Origin of the sequence: Salinispora sp. H7-4, from assembly GCF_013416675.1 — a bacterium.
Lineage (GTDB): Bacteria > Actinomycetota > Actinomycetes > Mycobacteriales > Micromonosporaceae > Micromonospora > Micromonospora vitiensis.
The window spans coordinates 188219-208134 of record NZ_JABZED010000004.1 but is presented as its reverse complement, the minus strand read 5'-3'; the positions used below and the strand labels follow the sequence as shown (position 1 = coordinate 208134).

General features: G+C 69.1%; 19 protein-coding genes. 10 read left to right on the top strand and 9 right to left on the bottom strand.

Annotated features, from left to right (window positions below; genetic code table 11):
- Nucleotides 1–5: 5 nt before the first annotated feature.
- Nucleotides 6–2174, top strand: a complete 2169-nt coding sequence (locus tag H0524_RS06165) for a carbohydrate-binding module family 20 domain-containing protein (protein ID WP_180197777.1) — start codon at nt 6–8, stop codon at nt 2172–2174.
- 187 nt (nt 2175–2361) lie between these two features.
- Here the strand turns inward: H0524_RS06165 and H0524_RS06160 are convergent, their stop codons facing one another.
- Nucleotides 2362–2913, bottom strand: coding sequence for a DUF5872 domain-containing protein (locus H0524_RS06160; RefSeq protein ID WP_180197776.1), 552 nt, complete (start codon nt 2911–2913; stop codon nt 2362–2364).
- Between the two features lie 219 nt (nt 2914–3132).
- On the opposite strand from H0524_RS06160, the gene H0524_RS06155 reads away from it, so the two are divergent.
- Nucleotides 3133–5082, top strand: a complete 1950-nt coding sequence (locus tag H0524_RS06155; RefSeq protein WP_180197807.1) for a cellulase family glycosylhydrolase — start codon at nt 3133–3135, stop codon at nt 5080–5082.
- Between the two features lie 43 nt (nt 5083–5125).
- Here the strand turns inward: H0524_RS06155 and H0524_RS06150 are convergent, their stop codons facing one another.
- The 3 genes from H0524_RS06150 to H0524_RS06140 are packed head-to-tail and all read right to left on the bottom strand — an operon-like array spanning nt 5126 to nt 6629.
- A complete protein-coding gene (locus tag H0524_RS06150; protein WP_180197775.1) occupies nt 5126–5791 on the bottom strand; it encodes a dihydrofolate reductase family protein in 666 nt (221 codons plus the stop codon).
- Nucleotides 5791–6288 (bottom strand): SRPBCC family protein, encoded by a 498-nt coding sequence (locus tag H0524_RS06145; RefSeq protein ID WP_180197774.1) that lies wholly within the window; start codon nt 6286–6288, stop codon nt 5791–5793. Before H0524_RS06145 ends, H0524_RS06150 begins: the two co-directional genes overlap by 1 nt.
- Nucleotides 6285–6629: a helix-turn-helix transcriptional regulator gene (locus H0524_RS06140; RefSeq protein ID WP_180197773.1), complete on the bottom strand. Its 345-nt coding sequence runs from the start codon at nt 6627–6629 to the stop codon at nt 6285–6287. Before H0524_RS06140 ends, H0524_RS06145 begins: the two co-directional genes overlap by 4 nt.
- Nucleotides 6630–6940: 311 nt before the next feature.
- Here H0524_RS06140 and H0524_RS06135 point away from each other — a divergent pair, with 311 nt between their 5' ends.
- The 3 genes from H0524_RS06135 (at nt 6941) to H0524_RS06125 (ending at nt 9663) form a co-directional block, all read left to right on the top strand.
- The gene (locus H0524_RS06135; RefSeq protein WP_026322156.1) at nt 6941–7372 is read left to right on the top strand and encodes an SRPBCC family protein; all 432 of its coding nucleotides are present in this window, start codon (nt 6941–6943) and stop codon (nt 7370–7372) included.
- A 148-nt stretch (nt 7373–7520) separates the two neighbouring features.
- The gene (locus H0524_RS06130; RefSeq protein ID WP_180197772.1) at nt 7521–8540 is read left to right on the top strand and encodes an acyl-CoA dehydrogenase family protein; all 1020 of its coding nucleotides are present in this window, start codon (nt 7521–7523) and stop codon (nt 8538–8540) included.
- Nucleotides 8521–9663: an acyl-CoA dehydrogenase family protein gene (locus H0524_RS06125; RefSeq protein WP_180197771.1), complete on the top strand. Its 1143-nt coding sequence runs from the start codon at nt 8521–8523 to the stop codon at nt 9661–9663. Before H0524_RS06130 ends, H0524_RS06125 begins: the two co-directional genes overlap by 20 nt.
- A 3-nt stretch (nt 9664–9666) precedes the next feature.
- On the opposite strand, the gene H0524_RS06120 is transcribed toward H0524_RS06125, so the two are convergent.
- Both H0524_RS06120 and kstD read right to left on the bottom strand, forming a co-directional pair.
- Nucleotides 9667–10497: a MaoC/PaaZ C-terminal domain-containing protein gene (locus H0524_RS06120; protein WP_180197770.1), complete on the bottom strand. Its 831-nt coding sequence runs from the start codon at nt 10495–10497 to the stop codon at nt 9667–9669.
- Complete coding sequence (kstD, locus tag H0524_RS06115; RefSeq protein WP_180197769.1) at nt 10497–12170, bottom strand: 3-oxosteroid 1-dehydrogenase; 1674 nt, start codon at nt 12168–12170, stop codon at nt 10497–10499. The genes H0524_RS06120 and kstD overlap by 1 nt, the downstream gene beginning before the upstream one ends.
- Nucleotides 12171–12279: 109 nt before the next feature.
- Between kstD and H0524_RS06110 the strand changes: the two genes are divergently transcribed.
- Entirely contained in the window at nt 12280–13872 is a 1593-nt protein-coding gene (locus H0524_RS06110; protein ID WP_180197768.1) for an FAD-binding protein, read from the top strand.
- Nucleotides 13873–13924: 52 nt separating this feature from the next.
- On the opposite strand, the gene H0524_RS06105 is transcribed toward H0524_RS06110, so the two are convergent.
- Genes H0524_RS06105 through H0524_RS06095 form a run of 3 tightly spaced genes read right to left on the bottom strand, consistent with a single transcriptional unit; the run spans nt 13925 to nt 16304 of the window.
- On the bottom strand, nt 13925–14911 hold the full coding sequence (locus H0524_RS06105) for a ferredoxin--NADP reductase (protein ID WP_180197767.1): 987 nt from the start codon (nt 14909–14911) through the stop codon (nt 13925–13927).
- Nucleotides 14911–15174, bottom strand: coding sequence for a hypothetical protein (locus H0524_RS06100; RefSeq protein ID WP_018724627.1), 264 nt, complete (start codon nt 15172–15174; stop codon nt 14911–14913). Before H0524_RS06100 ends, H0524_RS06105 begins: the two co-directional genes overlap by 1 nt.
- Nucleotides 15171–16304, bottom strand: a complete 1134-nt coding sequence (locus H0524_RS06095) for a Rieske 2Fe-2S domain-containing protein (protein ID WP_180197766.1) — start codon at nt 16302–16304, stop codon at nt 15171–15173. Before H0524_RS06095 ends, H0524_RS06100 begins: the two co-directional genes overlap by 4 nt.
- A 123-nt stretch (nt 16305–16427) precedes the next feature.
- Between H0524_RS06095 and hsaA the strand changes: the two genes are divergently transcribed.
- Genes hsaA through hsaB form a run of 4 tightly spaced genes read left to right on the top strand, consistent with a single transcriptional unit; the run spans nt 16428 to nt 19909 of the window.
- The gene (gene hsaA / locus H0524_RS06090; protein ID WP_018724629.1) at nt 16428–17600 is read left to right on the top strand and encodes a 3-hydroxy-9,10-secoandrosta-1,3,5(10)-triene-9,17-dione monooxygenase oxygenase subunit; all 1173 of its coding nucleotides are present in this window, start codon (nt 16428–16430) and stop codon (nt 17598–17600) included.
- A 7-nt stretch (nt 17601–17607) separates the two neighbouring features.
- Entirely contained in the window at nt 17608–18459 is an 852-nt protein-coding gene (hsaD, locus tag H0524_RS06085; RefSeq protein WP_180197765.1) for a 4,5:9,10-diseco-3-hydroxy-5,9,17-trioxoandrosta-1(10),2-diene-4-oate hydrolase, read from the top strand.
- Nucleotides 18456–19355 carry an iron-dependent extradiol dioxygenase HsaC gene (hsaC, locus tag H0524_RS06080; protein WP_180197764.1) on the top strand — a complete coding sequence of 300 codons (900 nt, stop codon included), beginning with the start codon at nt 18456–18458 and terminating at the stop codon, nt 19353–19355. Before hsaD ends, hsaC begins: the two co-directional genes overlap by 4 nt.
- Nucleotides 19352–19909: a 3-hydroxy-9,10-secoandrosta-1,3,5(10)-triene-9,17-dione monooxygenase reductase subunit gene (hsaB, locus tag H0524_RS06075; RefSeq protein WP_180197763.1), complete on the top strand. Its 558-nt coding sequence runs from the start codon at nt 19352–19354 to the stop codon at nt 19907–19909. The genes hsaC and hsaB overlap by 4 nt, the downstream gene beginning before the upstream one ends.
- Nucleotides 19910–19916 lie beyond the last annotated feature (7 nt).

Sequence of the window (19916 nt, the reverse complement as noted above, 5' to 3'; positions counted from 1 at the left end):
CCGTCATGGAAACCGCGAGACCACATCCAGTAGGCCGCACCGGCCGTCTGGTGCTTGCCGCCGCGCTGGTCGCGGTGGGCGGCACCGCGGTCGTCACCGCCGCGACCACCGCCAGCTCCGCCCGCGCCGCTGTCGTCCTCAACGACAGCGAGGTGACCGCCAACCTGTGGCAGTGGAACTGGAACTCGGTCGCCACCGCCTGCACCGACCACCTCGGCCCCGCTGGCTACGGCGCGGTGCAGGTGGCCCCGCCGCAGGAGTCGGTGTACCTACCCAACAGTGCCGACGGGGTGCACCCCTGGTACGAGGTCTACCAGCCGGTCTCGTACCAGCTGGAGAGCCGGTTCGGTAACCGGGAGCAGTTCGCCAGCATGGTCACCACCTGCCACGATGCGGGCGTACGCGTCTATGTGGATGCGATCGTCAACCACATGGCCGGTACCAACAACCCGCCCGGTACCCGCGGCTACGCCGGCACCGAGTTCTCCGGCTACAGCTACCCCGCGGTTCCCTATGGCGGGGGCGACTTCCATCGCCCGGGCGACAACTGCCCGACCGACGGCTCCATCAACGACTGGGACAACGTAGCCCAGGTGACCAGCTGCGAGCTGCTCTCCCTGGCCGATCTCTACACCGAGAAGGAGTATGTCCGAGACACGATCGCGGGGTACCTGAACGACCTGATCGGCCTCGGCGTCGATGGTTTCCGGGTGGACGCGGTCAAGCACATCCGGAAGGACGACTTCGCGGCAATCCTCAGCCGGCTGGACGACACCGTCGCGGAGGGGCGGCGTCCCTACGTCGCCCAGGAGATCTTCGACGGCGCCAACAACCCTGACCTCCAGGCCCGGGCGTTCATCGGCAACGGCGACGTGCTCGACTTCGCGTACGCCAAGGGTATTCGCTCCGCCTTCCAGGGCTCGATCGCGACGCTGGGCAATATTCCGAACTGGAACCTCGACGCGCCGAGTGCCAACGTCTTCTCGATGGTCACCAATCACGACCTGGAGCGCGACGGGGTGGTGCTGTCGTACAAGGACGGCACCGACTACGTGCTCGCCAACTACTTCGCGCTGGCCTACCCGCATGGCAAGCCGTCGGTCTTCGACAGCTTCACCTGGTCGAATCGGAATCAGTCCCCGCCACACAACGGTGGCGGGTATGTCACCGACACGGTCTGCGGTGGCGCCTGGAACTGCCTGAGCCAGAGCACCGGGATCAAGGGCATGGTGGGCTGGGCCAACGCGGCGCGTTCGGTCCAGAGCGTCGCCGACTTCACCGCGGTCAACGACAACGTGATCGGCTTCCACCGGGGCGACCGGGCCTGGATCGGCATCAACGACTCCGGTGGCACCGCCACCGCCACCTTCACCACCGGCCTCGCTGACGGTGACTATTGCGACGTCATCTCCGGCGCGGCCGACGGCAGCGGCTGCACCGGCGCTACCGTGAGCGTCACCGGCGGTCAGGCCACTGTGAGCATCCCGGCGAACAACGCTGTCGCCATCCACGTCAACGCCCGCCCCGGTGCGACGCCGTCGCCGACGGTCAGCCCCACCGGTGACCCCACCGACGAGATCGCCACGACCTTCACGGTCAGCGCGACCCCCAGCGCCGATCAGGATGTCTACGCCGTCGGTAGCATCTCCGAGCTCGGCTCCTGGTCCCCGGCCGCCGCGGTGCGGCTGACCCCGCAGGGTGGGAACACCTACCGCGGCACGATCGACCTGCCCCCGTCCACCGCGGTCGAGTACAAGTTCATCAAGGTGACCGGCGGGGGAGACGTGACCTGGGAGTCCGGCGGGAACCGGAGCTTCACCACCCCCGCCTCCGGGACGTACGCGCTGACCGGGACCTTCCGGGGCGACTCGATCCCCGCCCCGGTGATCCCCAGTTCGTTCCACGCCACCGTCCACACCTACTTCGGGCAGAACGTCTTTGTGGTCGGTAACGTCGCGGAACTGGGCAGCTGGAATCCGGACAACGCCATCGCGCTCTCCGCGGCCGACTACCCGGTCTGGCGGGCGACCGTCGACCTACCGCCGAGCACCCACGTCGAATACAAGTATGTGAAGAAGAATCCGGACGGTTCGGTGACCTGGGAGTCCCAGTCGAACCGGAGCTTCACCACCCCGGCCACCGGGACCCGCACCAACACCGACACCTGGCGCTAGCCGCTCCCCGGGCCCACCCTCGGGGTTACCTCCGCGGGTGGGCCCTGGCAGTGGGCGCAGCCGCCGTTGCGGTGGTGTCTCGCCACGCCGAGCCTGCCGAGCCTGCCGGACCTGCCGGACCTGCCGGACTTGGCGGACCTGGCGGACCTGGCGGTGCTGCGGTTCCCGGCCACCTGCGGTGGGTGCCCTACCGGCGCGCGAGTTCCGCCTCGATTCGGCGGACCAGTGTCTTTCGGCTCCTGCCGGCGCGTTCGCGCCGGAGCGCCGACCGGAGTTGGCGGGTGTCGAGCCCGGTCAGCCGCTTCGCCGCGTCGGGGACCCGCAGGTCGAGTAGCCGGTCGACCGACGTGGTGTCGCGGCGGGTACGGCTGGCCGGCCCGGTGTTGGTCACGTACTGCCGGCCGCTCCTCGACGCCTGTCGTTTCTTGGTGTCGGTGGCGCGGCGGTCCTTTTCGGGGAGTTCCTTCCACACGCGTTCGGGTAGGTAGCGCTTCGTCTCGCCGTCCTGGCGCGCCCGGGTGCCGCCCTCTCGGGTTTGCCACTTCTCCCGGCCCCACTGTCGCAGGGATCGCTGCCGTTCGTCTCGTGGTCCCTGGTAGCCCCCGCCCTGCTTCTCGTACTCCTTCACCAGCAGTTGCGACTTTCGGGCCGACCACTGTCCGGGCCGGGCGCCCTTGTCGGAGGCCTTGATCTCATCTTTGAGTTTTCGTCGTAGCTTCGGATCGGTGTACCGCGCCATGCCCCCGGCTACCCGGTGCCGGCGTGCCCTACGCCCCGCATCCCGGTCGAACGACCGGCCGGATACGCCTTGGTCCGTTAAGTAGTGATTACGGAAAGTTTGCTCTTCCGTTACGTCGATAGTCAGCTTAATCTATCGCTGGAAACGCTCCCAACCGTCCACCACCACCGCCACTAGGAGCTTCCCGTGTCTGTGAAATCAAGATTGCCGGCTGCCGCGGTGGCGGCCTGCGTAGCTCTCGGGCTGACGGCCGCCGCCCCGGCCGCGTTCGCCACCACCGCGCCCCAGCTGGAGGTGCAGGTCGTCTCAGCCTCGCCGGCGGCCGACTGGCTGCACACCGACGGCAACAAGATCGTGGACGAGGCGGGCAACCAGGTGTGGTTGACCGGCGCGAACTGGTTCGGCTACAACGCCACCGAACGGGTCTTCCACGGGCTCTGGGCCGGCAATATCGAGACCATCACGCGGCAGATGGCTGAGCGCGGAATCAACATCGTACGGGTGCCGATCTCCACGGAGCTGCTGCTGGAGTGGAAGGCCGGCCAGACGGTGCTGCCGAACGTGAATCTGTCGGTCAACCCGGAGTTGACCGGCCTGGACAACCTGCAGATCTTCGACTACTGGCTGGCCCTCTGCGAGGAGTACGGGCTGAAGGTCATGCTCGATGTGCACAGTGCTGAGGCTGACAACTCCGGCCACTTCTACCCGATGTGGTACAAGGGGGAGATTACCCCGGAGCTGTTCTACCAGGGCTGGGAGTGGGTCGCCGCTCGGTACCAGCACAACGACACCATCGTCGCGATGGACATCCAGAACGAGCCGCACGGCACCCCGGACAACCCACCCCGGGCCAAGTGGGACAGCACCAGCGACACCGACAACTTCAAACACGCCTGCGAGACGGCGGGCAATCGAATCCTCGCGATCAACCCGAACGTGCTGATTCTCTGCGAGGGTATCGAGGTCTACCCACGCCCGGGGGAGAGCTGGGACTCACCCAACACCGACCCGGACCAGAGCCCCAACTACCACTACAACTGGTGGGGCGGCAACCTGCGGGGGGCGAAGGAGCACCCGATCAATCTGGGCGCACACCAGGACCAGTTGGTCTATTCGCCGCACGACTACGGGCCGCTGGTACACGAGCAGCCGTGGTTCCAGAAGGACTTCGACAAGACCACGTTGACCAACGACGTGTGGCGACCAAACTGGCTCTACCTCCACGAGGAGGACACCGCACCGCTGCTGGTCGGCGAGTGGGGTGGCCGGTTCGGGCAGGACGAACGGCAGGACAGGTGGCTGAAGGCCCTGCGGGACCTGATGGCCGAGAAGGGGATCCACCACACCTTCTGGTGCCTGAACCCGAACTCCGGCGATACCGGCGGCCTGCTGCAACACGACTGGCAGACCTGGGACGAGGTCAAGTACGAAGAGGTGCTCAAGCCGGCGCTCTGGCAGTACAACGGCAAGTTCGTCAGCCTGGACCATCAGGTACGCCTCGGTGGTGAAGCCTCGACAACCGGCATCAGCCTTACCGAGCGCTACGCCGGCGGCGGGAACGACACCGTCGCGCCGACCGCACCGGGGCGTCCCGTGGCCAGTGCCCTGACCTCCACCACGGTCACCCTGAACTGGGACGCCGCCACGGACAACGTCGGAGTCGTCGGCTATGAGGTACGACGTGCGACCAGCGGCGGTCCGCCCAGCACCGTCGCCACCGTCGCCGGCACCACCTATCAGGTGACCGACCTCGCGGCCGAGACCGAATACACCTTCACCGTGCGGGCCAGGGATGCGGCGGGAAACGTCTCCGCCGCATCCCCGGCCCGTACCGTCACCACCCCACCCGGCGGTGGTGGTGGTGGAGATAGTGGCTGTACCGCCACGTACCTGCTGACGAGTACCTGGCCGGGAGGTTTCCAGGGTGAGGTCACCGTGGAGAACACCGGCACGGTAGCCATCGCCGGCTGGCAGGTCACCTGGACCGACCCGGGCGGGACCGCGATCGCCTCGCTGTGGAATGGCCGGTGGACGGTCACCGGTGGCGTGAATGTGGTGCTCAACGAGTCGTACAACGGTCAGCTGGCGGCCGGGAGCAGCACCACGTTCGGCTTCACCGGCACCGGTCCGGGCATCGCGACAGCCGAGCCGACCTGCTCCGCCCTCTGATCTCAGGTGGATCTGGTCCCGCCAGAAGGGAGAACCTGCGCGGTTATCGTGGGTGCACCGTGTAGGTCAGGTGGGTCACCCGTGCCGACGACGTCGAATGAACTGGCTTCAGCGCGATCCGGGACGCGTCCACGCCCTCGAAGAGGCGGGTGCCGGCGCCGAAGAGTACCGGTGCTACCGAGATCGACAATTCGTCGACCAGGCCCGCGTTGAGGTACGCCAGGACCGTCTCGCTGCCGCCGGAGATGCGGATATCCCGCTCTCCGGCGGCCTCGCGGGCCTGATCCAGCGCGTGCTGAATGCCGTCGTTGACGAAGTAGAACGTGGTCCCGCCGGGCCGTTCCCAGGGGGAGCGCCGTTCGTGGGTGAGGACGTACACGGGGGCGTGGAAGGGCGCCTCCTCCGGCCACGCGTGCTCGCCGAGTGCGAACATGCGCTTGCCCATGATGTTCGCGCCGGTACGTTCGAACGTCTGCCGGACGATGTCGTTGTCAGTCCCCTCCTCGCCGCCTTCCCCCAGGTGGAGCCGTTCCCGGAAGTACCGCTGCGGGAAGAGCCACCCCTGAAGCTCCATCCACTGGGCCATCCAGTAGTCGAGCCGCGGGTCCCGCTCTCGCTGTTCGGGCGTGGCGTGGAGACCTTCCATCGACTCGGGCGCGCTGAAGCCGTCGAGCGACATGGAGAGGCTGACAAACACCTTGCCCGGCATCAGCGGGCCCCCTTCCGGGCGACCTCGGCGGCGTAGGAGGCCAGTTTGCCCAGCGTCTGCTCGCCGCGCTCGATCGCGTGGTACTCCAGCACAACCCGGTCCCGTAGTTGTCGGGTGGGGAAGATGCTGCGCATGACGACCCGGGTCGTGGCGTCGTGGGGCGTGAAGTCCAGGATTGATTCGAAGGTGTCCGGGTCGTCGCGGTACGCACCGTGCAACAGTGTGATCCGCTTGGGTGGGACGATCTCGGTCCACATAATCCACTGCGGGTAGTCGGTCCCGCCCGGTCCGTGCATCACGAAGTCCCAGACTCCACCCTCGTGGAACTCGAAGGCGTACGTGGTGGTGGTGAACCCTTCCGGGCCCCACCATCGGGACAGGTGCTCAACCTCGGTGAACGCCTCAAATACCAGCTCCTGCCGGGCGTCGATGAGCCGGGAGACGACAATCTCCCGGTCCGTCGTCGCCGGCTGCGCGTCCTGCCTTGTCTCTGTCACTGGCTGTTTCTCCTGTCGTGCTTGAGGTCTTGGACGTAGCTGTTCAGTCGGTCGAAACTCTCGTTCCAGAACTGTTCGAATCCGCCGATCCACTCGTGGACCGGCCGCAGCCCTTCCGCGTCCAGGCTGTAGCGGCGCTGCCTGCCCACCCCGCGGACCCGCACCAACCCCACCTCCCGGAGCACCCGCAGATGCTTGGAGGCCTGCGGCTGGCTCATCCCCAGTTCCTGGGCCAGATCGGTCACTGGCCGTTCACCGGCCCGCAGCAGCCCGAGGATGTCTCGACGCTGCGGCTCCGCGATCGCGTTGAAGGCGTCCGATGTCGTCGCTGCTCGCGCCATGACGGCCATAGTATTCCTATAACGGCATGCGTCAAGCCGGCGGAAGGGTGTGTCCTGGTCGGGCGGCTCCAAATCGCGGCGATGGCCGGTGGCGGTGGCGGTGGCGGTGGCGATGGCCGGTGGCGGTGGCGGTGGCGGTGGCCGTGGTGGTGACGGTGCCCTTCGGCGGTGGTGGTGGACGTTGACGGTGGTCGGTGGTGGTCAGTGGCGGACTGGGTGCCCTCGGGTTTGAGCGCCGCCATGATCAAACCTGGTGGAATCAATTCCCCTGTTATAACCTGTTCTAGATTCATCTCGAAGAGGAGATCACGATGGCTACAGTGACGGTCGAGGCCGACGCGAAGGCGGATCCGGCGCAGGTCTGGAAGCTCGTGGTGGCCCTGCCGAGGGTTGCCGAGTGGAACATGATGCACGAGGGCTTCGCCGGCGAGGTGCCGGAAACCCTCGGCGAGGGGACGACCTATCAGCAGCGGGTAAAGCTGATGGGCATGCCGGCCGAGATGGCCTGGCGGGTGACGAAGGCAGAGGCGCCGGGGCGCCTGGAGCAGGCGGGCGACGGCCCGATGGGCGTCAAGGCGAAGATGGTGATTGCGGTCGAGTCGAGCGGCGGGGGCTCGCACATCACCTACGAGATGGAGTTTGCCGGCCCGGCGTTGAAGGGCGCGATGGACGGCATGTTGCAGAAGCAGGCCACCACGGCGTGCCAGCAGGGGTTGGCGAAGCTCGTCGCGCTGCTGGACTGAGGTCGTTTCCGGGGTCAGCCACGCCGTCCTTTCCGTGAATTCTGTCGTAATGGATCGCGGCGTGGCTGGTTTTGGTGTTCGGGGCCTGCCCCTGGTGATCCATAAAGGGCAGGTGTCGACCTGAACTGAAACGTGTTCTAATAGCAAAATGGGACCGAACTTTGAGCTCGACGATGCCCAGCAGTCGATCGTTCATCTCGCCGACGAGGTGCTGAGCGACAGCGAGGGCACGCCGGAGCGCCTGTGGAAGGCCCTCGGTCAGTCCGGCCTGCTCGGCCTCGCTGTGCCGGAGCGGTTGGGCGGCGCGGGACTGGGCGCGATGGCGATCGGCGTACTGCTCACCGAGATCGGGCGGCGCGCTGCCCGGGTTCCCGCCTGGTCCACGCTGTCGCTCGGTGTCCTCCCGGTGGCCCGAGCGGGCACTCCCGAGCAGCAACGCGAGCTGCTGTCGGGCGTGCTCGAGGGACAGGTTCTGACGGCTGCCCTGGGGACGCCGCTGCCGGTCACCGACGGCTGGCGGATCACCGGGTCCTGCGGTCCGGTTCCGGACGCTGACGCGGCCTACCGGGTTCTGGTCCCGGTGCGAGTACGCGGGGGCGGGCCGACAGTCGCCCTGATCGATCCCACCGCGCCGGGGGTGACGCTGCTGCGCACCCCGACGTCGGCCGGGGCCGACGAGTTCATGTTGCGGCTCGAGGGCGCCGCGGCGGAGCCACTGGGCGACGCCGAGATCGAGCTGCGCCGGTTCGCAGTCGCCGGAGCCTGTGCGCTGGGCGACGGCGCGCTGGCCGGTGCCTTACAGCTGACCGCCGACCACGTGCGAGACCGGCAGCAGTTCGGCCGCCCACTGGCCACGTTCCAGGCGGTCTCCCAGCAGATCGCCGATGTGTACGTCGCCGCTCGCACGATGCATCTGGCCGCGCTCGCCGCCAGTTGGAGTGCCGAGGTGGGCCAGGACGCCGACGGGTGGACCGGAGCGTACTGGCTGAGCAGCGTCGCCCAGCCGGCGCTGCGCACCTGCCATCACCTGCACGGGGGGATGGGGCTGGTCGTCGACTACCCGCTACACCGACATACCGCCCTGGTCCGGGACCTGGTCCGGCACCTTGGCGGCACCGAGTACTGCCTGCACCAACTGGGAGCCCAAGGTGTTCATCGATTTGACTGAGGAACAGCACGCCCTGCGGGCGCGGCTGCGCACGTACCTCGCCGAGGTGTTGCCACCAGCGGAGCGCGCCATCCTGCTGCGCGAGCGGCACGGCGTGGTCTACCGCGAACTGATCCGTCGACTCGGCCGGGACGGCTGGCTGGGCCTGGGTTTCCCGACCCGGTTCGGCGGCGGTGGGCTTGGCCCGGTGGAGCAGCAGATCTTCGTCAACGAAGCAGCCCGCGCCGACGTTCCGCTGCCCGCGGTCACCCTGCAGACCGTGGCGCCGACGCTGCTCGCCCACGGCTCGCCCGAACAGCAGGAGTTCTTCCTGCCCCGCATTCTGGCCGGGGAGCTGCACTTCGCGATCGGCTACACCGAGCCCGAGGCCGGCACCGACCTCGCCGCGCTGCGCACCCGGGCGGTACGCGACGGGGACACGTACGTGGTGAACGGTCAGAAGACCTTCACCACCGGGGCGCACGAGGCGGACTACCTCTGGCTCGCCTGTCGCACCGACCCGGGCGCGTCCCGGCATCACGGCCTCTCCATCCTCATCGTGGATACGACACACCCCGGCTATTCGTGGACGCCGATTATGACGTGCGATGGGGCGCACCACGTCAACGCGGTCTATTTGACTGATGTCCGGGTGCCGGTGGCCCGGCGAGTGGGTGCCGAGAACGGCGGCTGGCGACTGCTGACCACGCAGCTCAATCACGAGCGGGTGATGCTGGGCCCGGCCGGGCGGCTCGGTGCCCTCGGCGAACGGGTACACGACTGGGCGTACGCGAGGGGCCTGCTCGAAGCCCCGGACGTGCGACGCGTCCTCGCTCGCGTCGCCGCCTGCCGGCGCATCAACGAGCTGCTCAACTGGTCGGCGACCGGGGACGAACCCAATGTGGCGGACGCCTCGGTCACCAAGGTCTTCTCGTCGGAGTGGCTACTGCGGCTCAGCCAGGAACTGGAGGAGGTCGTGTGGCGCCGCGGCGACCCCGCCGACCCGGCGACGGCAGAGCTGCTGACCTGGCTTGACGTCCAGACCAAGCGGAACCTCGTGCTCACCTTCGGCGGTGGGGTCAACGAGATCCAGCGGGAACTGATCGCGTCCGCGGGGCTCGGGTTGCCTCGCGTGCCGCGTTAGTCCTCAGCGAAGGGTAATGCTCACGTCGGAGAGGGCCGGGGCGTTGTCCCGGTCGGCAACCGAGGCGCGCAGCACCAGCTGATCGTCTTCCCGCCAGATTTCGGTGCGCAGGGTTTCGCCCGGAAAGACGACCCCCGCGAAGCGGGCGTGGTAGCCGGCCACCCGCTCCGGGTCGCCGTCGAGCAGGGTGTCGATCGCCGCCTTCGCCACGATCCCGTACGTGCAGAGCCCGTGCAGGATCGGCCGGGGGAACCCGGCGTGGGCGGCGAAGGTCGGGTCGACGTGCAGCGGGTTGCGATCGCCGCAGAGCCGGTACCAGAGGGCCTGCCGCGCATCGGTGGGGGAGAGCACCACCGCGTCGGGTGCCCGGTCGGGCACCGGCACCCGAGTGGTCGGCCCCCGTTCCCCGCCGAATCCGCCCGCACCCTTGACGAAGATGCTGATCCGACTGGTGAACAGCTCGGTGCTGGTCTCGGTGACGATGACCGCCGCGCTGCCCTTGTCGTACACGGCGGCGATCCGCGAGCGGGCCGCACAGCTGCCCTTCGCCGGGATCGGCTGGTGTAGTTCGAGCTCCTGCCGACCGTGAACAACCTGGGCCAGATCGATGTCGATGCCGGGCATGGTCAACGTGGGCGGCTCGGTGTCCCGCAGGGTGGCGGCCACCGTGGCGAAGGTGGGCAGAACCCCACGCAGCGCGCCCTCGTAGACGTAGGACAACTCGTCGGGGCCAGCGCCGACGGCCAGGTGGTACAGCAGCACGTCGGTGCTGTCCCAGCTCAGGTCCCGGCCGGGAAGTTCGGCGCCGACGGCGACGGCGGGGTCGATGGGCATCAGTCCTCCAGGAGGGGGGTGGGGGTGGCGGCCGTCGTGGCCAGGTCGAGTGCGGCCAGGTAGCCGAAGACGAGGGCCGGGCCGAGGGTCGCGCCGGCGCCGGCGTAGCTGCGCCCCATCACCGAGGCGCTGACGTTGCCCGCCGCATACAGCGCCGGTACGACGGTGCCGTCCGAACGCAGCACCCGGGCCCGTTCATCAGTCCGCAGGCCGCCCTTGGTGCCCAGGTCACCGGGGACCATGCGGAACGCGTAGAACGGGGGCCGGGCCACGGCGCCCAGGCACGGGTTGGGCCGGTGCCGCGGGTCGCCGTAGTAGCGGTCGTAGGCCGAGTCCCCGCGGTGGAAGTCGTCGTCCCGACCGCGCTGCGCGAACTCGTTGAACCGGCGCACGGTACCGGTCAACGCGGTGGCGGGCACCCCGATCTGGTTGGCCAGGTCGTCCAGGGTGTCGGCGCGGTACGCCGCCCCCGAGGTGAACCAGCGCCGTGGTAGCGGGGAGCGTGGGGCCCGGCCGCCGAACAGGTAGCGGTCCCGGTAGGTTTGGTCTGCCACCAGCCACGCCGGTTGGTCGACCCCCGGGCTGAGCATGGCGTGCACCGCGTCCACGTAGGGGGCCGCTTCGTTGACGAAGCGCCGGCCGTTGGCATCAACCATCAGGCAGCCGGGCTGGTTGCGCTCGGCGAGGCAGAAGAAGGGTCCGCCGGGGAGCGGAATCGACGGCCCCCACCAGGCCTCGTCCATCAGGTCGAGGGCGGCCCCGAGCCGTCCGCCCGCCTCGATGCCGTCACCCGTGTTGCCGGCCGCGCCAGTGGTCCACTCCGTGCCGATCCCCGCCTGGTACTTCTGGCGCATCGACTGGTTGCGCTCAAACCCGCCGCTGGCCAGCACCACACCTCGTCGGGCGTGGAACAGCACCGGGGCGCCGGCCTGCTGGGCGGTAACCCCGGTGACCCGGCCCCGTTCGAGGAGCAGGTCGGTCATCGGCGTGTTGAGCCGGACCGGGACACCGGCGTTGCGCAGGCCGGCGCGGAGCCCGGCGGCGAGCGCCTGGCCCATGGTGAGCAGCTGCCGGCGCCGGATCCGGGCGGCCAGGCCGCGGGCGGCGAGCCGGACCCCGGTGCGGATCGCCCGCGGATGTCGGAGGCCCAGCGACAGCCATCGGTAGTCGACCTGGGTGATCGCCACCCCCTCCGGCACTGCCTGGTAAGGCGCGGCCAGTGTTGCGAGGTCAGCTCGGACCAACCGGGTGTCGAGCAGGAGCGGCTCGATGCTGCGCCCGCCCGGGAGCCCACCGGGAGCCTCGGGGTAGTAGTCCGGATAGCCGGGCACCCAGGCGAAGTCGAGTGGGGTGTGGTCGCGGACGAAGCTGACCACCTCCGGTGCGGCGGCGAGGAACGCGTTCTGCCGGGCCGCGGTGGCGTCGACGCCGGCGACGTACGCCAGGTAGGTGCGCGCATCTTCGGCTCGGTCGGCGACCCCGGCCCGGGCCAGCACCTCGTTGCCGGGAAGCCAGAGCCCGCCGCCAGAGCGGGCGGTGGAACCGCCATATGTATCGGCCTTTTCCAGCACGACCGCGCTCAGCCCCCGGTGCGCCGCGGTGAGTGCCGCGACCATGCCGGCACCGCCGCTGCCGACGACGACAACATCGAATTCTTGCTCCGGTATCGACACGAGAACAGGTTATAGTTTTATCCGGCTCGCCACCACCGGTCGGGGACGGTGTCTGCCTCGTGGTCGGCGCAGCTGACCACATTGACCTGCGGAACACTACGGAGGCGCGGTGACCGAGGAGTGGGACCAGACAGCCGACGTCGTGGTGGTCGGCTTCGGCGCGGCCGGGGCCTGCGCCGCGGTCGAGGCGGCCGACGCGGGAGCGCATGTCCTGGTGCTCGACCGTTTCTCCGGCGGCGGCACCACCGCGATGTCCGGTGGGGTGATCTATGCGGGCGGCGGGACCCGGCAGCAGCGTGCGGCCGGGGTCACCGACACCCCCCAGGCGATGCTGGACTACCTGCGCGAGGAGGTCGGCGACACCGTCTCTCCCGCGACCCTGCGCCGGTTCTGCGAGCAGAGCGCTGACGCGATCGACTGGTTGGCCGGCCTCGGCGTGCCCTTCGAGGCCAGCCTCTGTCCATACAAGACCTCGTACCCGACCGATCGTCACTACCTGTACTACTCCGGAAGTGAGCCCTCCTTCGCCCACCGGGCACCACCGGCGCCACGCGGCCACCGGGTGCACGCCCGCGGTACCTCCGGTCGGTTGCTCGCGGCCCGGCTCGCCGCTGCCACCCGTGCCCGCGGTGTCGAGTTGCTCGCGCAGACCCGCGCCGAGCAGCTCGTCACGGGCCCCGACGGCCGAATCACCGGAGTCGAGTGCCGGACCCTGCACGGTGCCCCCCGCTGGGTCCGGCTCGCCCACCGTCTCCTGCACCGTTGTGCGGTCCGGCCCGGTGTCTACCTGCCGGCCCTGGGGAGCGCGCTGCGCCGGCCAGTCGCCTGGCTGGAGCGGCGGTACGGCCGTCGGCTGCGGGTCCGGGCGGCCGGCGGTGTCGTGCTCTCCGCCGGCGGCTTCGTCTTCGACCGTGAACTGCTTCGTACCCACGCGCCGGAGTACCGCGGTGGGATGCGCCTGGGCACGCCCGGTGACGACGGCTCCGGGATCCGGCTCGGCGTGGCGGCTGGCGCAGCCACCGCCCACCTGGACCGGATGAGCATCTGGCGATTCCTGGCCCCGCCCGCGGCGATGCTTGGCGGCCTGCTCGTTGACCGGGATGGCCGACGGATCTGCGACGAGTCCCGCTATGGCGCGGCCGTCGGCGAGGCGATCGTGCGCGCGCCGGGTGCGCGGGCCTGGCTGCTGCTCGACGGCGCCCTGCGCGCGGAGTGCCGCCGGCAGCTGCGGGCCCAGACGCTGTGGTTCCAGCGCGTGCAGGCACGGTGGCTGCTGACGTTCGGCCGGGTCACCGCGGCGACACCAGCGGCGGTCGCCCGCCGGGCCGGAGTGAATCCCGAGCAGCTCGCCGACACCCTCACGGCCTATCAGTCGGCTGGCCCCGACCCGACCGGCAAACCCGCCGACCAGGTTCGGCCCCTGGCCGTTCCGCCGTACTCGCTGGTCGATTTCTCGGTGCGGGCCCGGCTCTTCGCGCCTGCACCCATGCTCACCCTCGGTGGCCTCCGGGTGGACGAGGAAACCGGGCAGGCCCTGGGCGCCGACGGCGTCGGTGTGCCCGGCCTGTACGCCGCCGGCCGGACCGCGGTCGGTATCTGCTCCCGTAGCTACGTCAGTGGGCTGTCGTTGGCCGACTGTGTCTTCTCAGGCCGGCGGGCGGGCCGAAGCGCCGCGATCCGGGGCCAGGAGAGCAGCGGCTGACGGCCGGGCACGCCAACCGCCGCTCGGGACCACGGCGGCGGTTGGCCGCCGGTCAGTAGTAGGTCACCGACACCTCGTCGCTTCGGGCGAAGGCCTGGCAGGTGAGGATGTAGCCCGCGGCGAAGTCTTCCTCATCCAGGATCTCGTTGTGCGCGAGGTCGACCTGACCGTCCAGCAATCGGCAGGCGCAGGCACCGCATTGGCCCTGGCGGCAGGAGAACGGTGCGTTCAGCCCGGCCGCGATCAGCACGTCCAGCAGGCGGGCGCCGGCCGGCCAGGGTAGTCGGTGGGTCTGGCCGTCGAGTTCAACTTCGAGCGTGGCGTCGCGGTCGTCAGCCGTACGCTGCGCGACCTCGAAGCGTTCGACCTGGATGCGGTCTGCCGGCACGCCAGCGCGCTGTAGCGTGTCCTGGGCAACCACGACGAAGGGCGCCGGACCGCAGACGTAGGTCTCCCATCCGGCATAGGGGCTGATCAGGGTTGCCAGCGTGGCGGGATCCGGGGTGCCGCGTTCGCTGTCCAGCCAGTGGGTCACGCTCAGTCGGTCGCCGTGCAGCTCGCTCAGCGTGGCCAGCTCGGTGGCAAAGATGATCGAGTGCTGGTCGCGGTTCGCGTACACCAGGGCAAGCCGGCCGCGACCGGCCGCGAGTACGGACTTGATGATGGACATCGCCGGGGTGATGCCGCTGCCGCCGGCGAGCAGAAGTAGGTCGCCGTCGAGCGAGTCGGGGGTGAACGAGCCGGCCGGGGGCATGAGCTCCAGGCTGGCTCCGGCGCGGATGTCGTCGCAGATCCAGTTCGATGCCGGCCCGTCGGGTACGCGTTTGACGGTTATTTTCAGATCCGTCTCGGTGTACGGAGAGCTGGACAGCGAGTAGCAGCGGGCCAGGATTCCCTCGCCGTGCGGCACGCGGACGGTGAGGTACTGGCCGGGGCGGTAGGCGAACTCGGTGGTCAGCTCCGGTGGCACGCGCAGGACCAGGGAGTGCGCGTCGGGCGTCTCTTCGATCACGTCAGCGACGCGCAGCCGGTGGTACATCAGGCCACCCCCAGGCTTCCGGTACGTACCGCGTGCTGAATGCTCGTGCGTAGGTCGGGGCAGGTGGGCACCGGTGCGGGCCGCTGTTCGTCGTTGGTCAGTGCGGGGCATCGGCGGGCGGCCCGCGTGCTCCACTGCACGCTGGTCTGCTGCGGGCTCGACTTGCGTACCCGGACCTGGGCGGCGCAGCGGGTGCAGGACAGCTCCACATAGCCGCCGCTCAGATACTCCTGCCGCTCGGTGGGCGGGTCGGTGCGGTTCATGACGCGGAATCGGCTTGTCGATCGAGGTTGGCCGCCACCTCGGCGGTCCAGGTTTCGACAGCCCTGCTGGTGTCGACCTCGAATTCGTAGCGGGCCACCATGTCCTCGGTGACCTCTTCAACGTCCACGTAGAACTGCTCGTACCAGCGGCGGAGCTGGTACACCGGGCCGTCCTCGGCGCAGAGGAGCGGATTGTCGACCCGGCTCTTGTGCTTCCAGATCTCGACGTCCTGCTGGAAGCCGACCCCGATTCCGGCCGCGAACTTCGCCGCCGCCTTGTCGGCCTGCGCGGCGGTGAGGCCGGGTAGTTGTTTGACGATGATGCCCCACTGCAGCATGAACGAGTTGGCCGAGATGGGGTAGTGGCAGTTGATCAGTACGGACTCCACCTCGATGCCGTGGTAGTCGTTGAAGAGGTAGTCGATCATGTAGGAGGGTCCGTAGTAGGCGGCTTCCGAGCGGAGCGTCGCATCCCCGGACTGTCGCGTGGCGGTCGGTACGTCCGGCCGCGGCCGGGTCTGCAGGTACTGTGCGGCCACCTGGCCCTCGAACACGTTCTTGAAGAACGTCGGGAACGCGAAGTGGATGTAGAAGAAGTGCGCCATGTCGACCACGTTGTCGATAACCTCGCGGCAGTTGGCACCGTCGATCCGGATGGAGTCCCAGGTCCAGCTGGTCCACTCGGGGGAGAAGGCGGCGTCGATGCGGGGGATCGCCGCGGACGGCGGTGGCGGAGCGCCCTGTGGGTCGTTCCAGATGAACAGTTGGTGGTTCTCCTCGCAGGTGGGCCAGGAGCGGGTACGGGCGCGGGGCGGAACTCGATGGGCGTACGGCACCGTGGTACAGCGACCGTCCCCGCGCCAGCGCCAGTCGTGGAACGGGCAGGCGATCTCGTCGCCCTTGATGGTGCCCATCGTCAGATCGCCGCCCATGTGGCGGCAGTACCCGTCGAGCACGTGCAGGGTGCCGGTCGAGTCGGCGAAAACCACGAGTTTGGTGCCGAACGCCTCGACGGCGTGCGGTTTGCCGTCGCGGAACGAGTCGGCGAGTCCCAGGCAGTGCCAGCCGCGGGCAAATCTGGTGGGCAGAACCCCGCTGTCGATCGTGCGTACTGCCTCGACGTTGGTCATGTCGCTCCTCAGTTGTGATGGAACGTGTTACAGGTCCTGCTGTTCGTATAGTAGCCGAGAAGTAGAACGTGTTCTATTATAGGGATCGTCACGTTCCTCAGCCAAGCCACCGGAGGGGATCTCATGGAGGGCGCCGAACTGGTCGCACGGGGGGTACGGGAGCTGTTACCCGTTCTGCGGGAGGCGGCCCAGGAGACAGAGGACCGCCGAACGCTCTCCGCCGAGCACCTCAAATCACTGGCCTCCACCGGCTTCTTCCGGCTGCTGCAGCCGGCCTGGTGTGGCGGGCTTGAGGCCGACCCGACGGCCTTCTTCAGTTGCGTTCGCGACATCGCCAGCGCCTGCGGATCGACCGGCTGGGTCGCATCGGTGATCGGGGTGCACAACTGGCAGCTGGCCCTCTTCCCCGAACGAGCCCAGCAGGACGTCTGGGGCGCTGACCCCAGCACTCTGATGTCCTCCTCCTACGCCCCCACCGGCAAGATCCAGAAAGTCGACGGGGGATACCGGGTGAGTGGACGGTGGAGCTTCTCGTCCGGATGCGACCACGCCACCTGGGTCCTGCTCGGTGGCATCGTGCCCGGCCAGGACGACAACCCCGCCGACTTCCGCACGTTCCTGCTCCCCGCGGCCGACTACCGGATCGAGGATGTCTGGCACACGATCGGCCTGCGGGGCACCGGTAGTAACGACATCGTCGTTTCCGACGCCTTCGTCCCGGCGTATCGGTCGCTCAGCTTCGGCGACACGGCTCGGTGCGTCTGCCCCGGCCAGGAGCGCAACTCCGGGCCGCTCTACCGCATCCCGTACGGTTCGATCTTCCCGTATACGATCACCGCCCCGATCATCGGGATGGCGACCGGGATGTACGAGGCGCACGTGAACCACATGCGGGAGCGGGTCCGCGCCGCCTACGCCGGGGTACGGGCCGCCGAGGACCCGTACTCGCAGGTTCGGGTCGCCCGGGCGGCTGCCGACGTCGACGCGGCCTGGCTCACCCTCACCGCCGACATGAGCGAGCTGATGGGACTGGTCACGGCGGGGGAGAAGCTGCCGATGCGGCTGCGCCTGCGGGCGCGTCGCAACCAGGTTCGGGGCACCGAGCTGGCGATCCAGGCCGCGGACCGGCTCTTCGAGAACTCCGGTGGTCGGGCGATCTACACGAGCCACCCGATCCAGCGCTTCTGGCGCGACGCACACGCCGGCCGGGTGCACGCCATCAACGATCCCGAACGCGCCCTGTCCATGTACGGCAGCGGCGAGTTCGGCCTGTCCGTCGCGGACGCGATGGTGTGAGGACGCCATGACGACCAGCACAATCATCGAAGCCACCGCCGCCGGGCTGCACTACCACCGGGCCGGGCCGGCGGGCGTACACCCGGTCGTGCTGCTGCACGGCGGCGGGCCCGGCGCCTCGGCCTGGAGTAACTTCGGGCGGACGGTCCCGGTCTTCGCCGAGCGGTTCGACACCCTCGCCGTTGACCAACCGGGATACGGAGGGTCCGAGAGTTGCCCGAGTGGCCACCAGTACTTCACGCACTCGGCCGAGCGGCTCGCGGCCCTGCTCGACGAGGTGGGCCTGGACCGGGTCGACTTCATCGGCAACTCGCTCGGCGGCGGCACCGCGGTCCGGTTCGCCCTGCGCTATCCGGAGCGGGCCGGCCGGCTGCTGCTGATGGGCCCCGGCGGGCTCAGCCTCAACGTCTTCGCCTCCGACCCGACCGAGGGGGTCAAGCGGCTGACCGCGTTCGGCGCCCCACCCGGCCCCAGCCGGGAGAAGCTGGCGGAGTTCCTGCGCACGCTCGTCTTCGACCAGTCCTTCGTCACCGAAGAGCTGATCGATGAACGGATGCGCGCCGCGACCGATCGGGACACCATGCGCGGCATGCGTGCGCTGGGCGCCTCGTTCGCCGACCCGGACCTCTACGAGGAGGGTCTGCTCTGGCGCGACGCGCACCGGCTGCGCAACGAGGTCCTGTTGGTCTGGGGTCGCGAGGACCGGGTCAACCCGCTCGATGGAGCGCTGGTCGCGCTCAAGCTGATCCGCCGCTGCCGGCTGCACGTCTTCGGTGGCTGCGGACACTGGGCACACCTGGAGAAGTTCGACGAGTTCAATCGCCTCGCCTTCGATTTCCTGGAAGGGAACCGCCCGTGAGTCTCATTCGATCCCTCGGCTACCTCCGGGTCGAAGCCACCGACGTTCCCGCCTGGCGGGAGTTCGGCGTCAAGGTGCTCGGCATGACCGAGGGCCGCGGCCCCGACCCGGAGGCCGCCTATCTCCGCATGGACGACCTGCCCGCGCGGATCGTGGTGGTACCCGGTGAGCGGGACCGGTTGGCCGCCAGTGGTTGGGAGCTGGCTGACCCCGCCGCGCTCGACCGGTTGACCGGCGTCCTCGAGGGGGCCGGCACCGTGATCAAGACGGCGGAGGTGGACGAGCTGGCCAACCGCCGGGTGGCGCAGATGATCAGCGTTGACGACCCCTCCGGTAACCGCCTGGAGTTCTACTGCGGGGCCGAGCTCGACAGCCGCCCGGCGCACAGCTCGTACGGCACCCGCTTCGTCACCGGCGCGCAGGGCATGGGGCACGTGGTGCTGCCGACCTTCGATGACGCCGCCGGGCTACGCTTCTGGACCGAGGTGCTCGGCTTCCGGCTGCGCGACTCGATGCGACTGCATCCGGAGGCCATCGGCCTGCCGCCCAGCGACACCCCACTCTGGATGCGCTTCCTCGGCTGTAACCCGCGACACCACAGCGTCGCCCTGGCTCCGATACCAGCCCCCAGTGGCCTGATCCACCTGATGATCGAGACCGAGACCATCGATGACGTCGGCCGGGCCCTGGACCGTGGCACCCGAAACAAGACCCCGATGGTCGCGACCCTGGGTCGGCACGCCAACGACGGCATGATCTCGTTCTACCTGCGCACACCGAGTGGGTTCGACATCGAGTACGGCACCGACGGCGACACTGTGGACGACCGCACCTGGATCGCTCGGCAGACGACCGCGCACAGCGTGTGGGGCCACCAGTTCCGGCGGGTCGGGTGACTACTGCAGCGGTGGTGGACACCCAGCAGTTCCGGCGGGTGTTCGGCCACTTCTGCACCGGCGTGACCGTCATCACGACGCTCGACGACGAAGGCCCGGCGGGGTTCGCCTGCCAGGCCTTCGCCCCCCTGTCGCTGGACCCACCACTCCTGCTGTTCTGCCCCCAGGCAAGCTCCGCCACCTGGCGTCGGATCCACAACGCCGGGGTGTTCGGTGTCAACGTGTTGGGGGAGGCGGACGGGCCGCTGTCCCGGGTCTTCGGCGCATCGGGCGCGGACAAGTTCGCCGAGGTCGCCTGGGCTCCCTCCCCGAACGGTTTGCCGATCCTCACCGGAGCTTTGACCTGGGCCGACTGCCGGATCGAGGCCGTGCACCCTGGCGGTGACCACGCGATTGTGGTGGGCCGGGTGACCGCGCTCGGCGAGTGCCGCGACGACAGTCCGCTGCTGTTCTTCAAGGGCCGCTACCGCGCCGTCGCGCCGATGCCGACTGGTGAGCCGCCGGAGGTGGTCGACACGCTGCTGGCGTGGCCCCGGCACACCGACTGGATCTAGCGCGCCA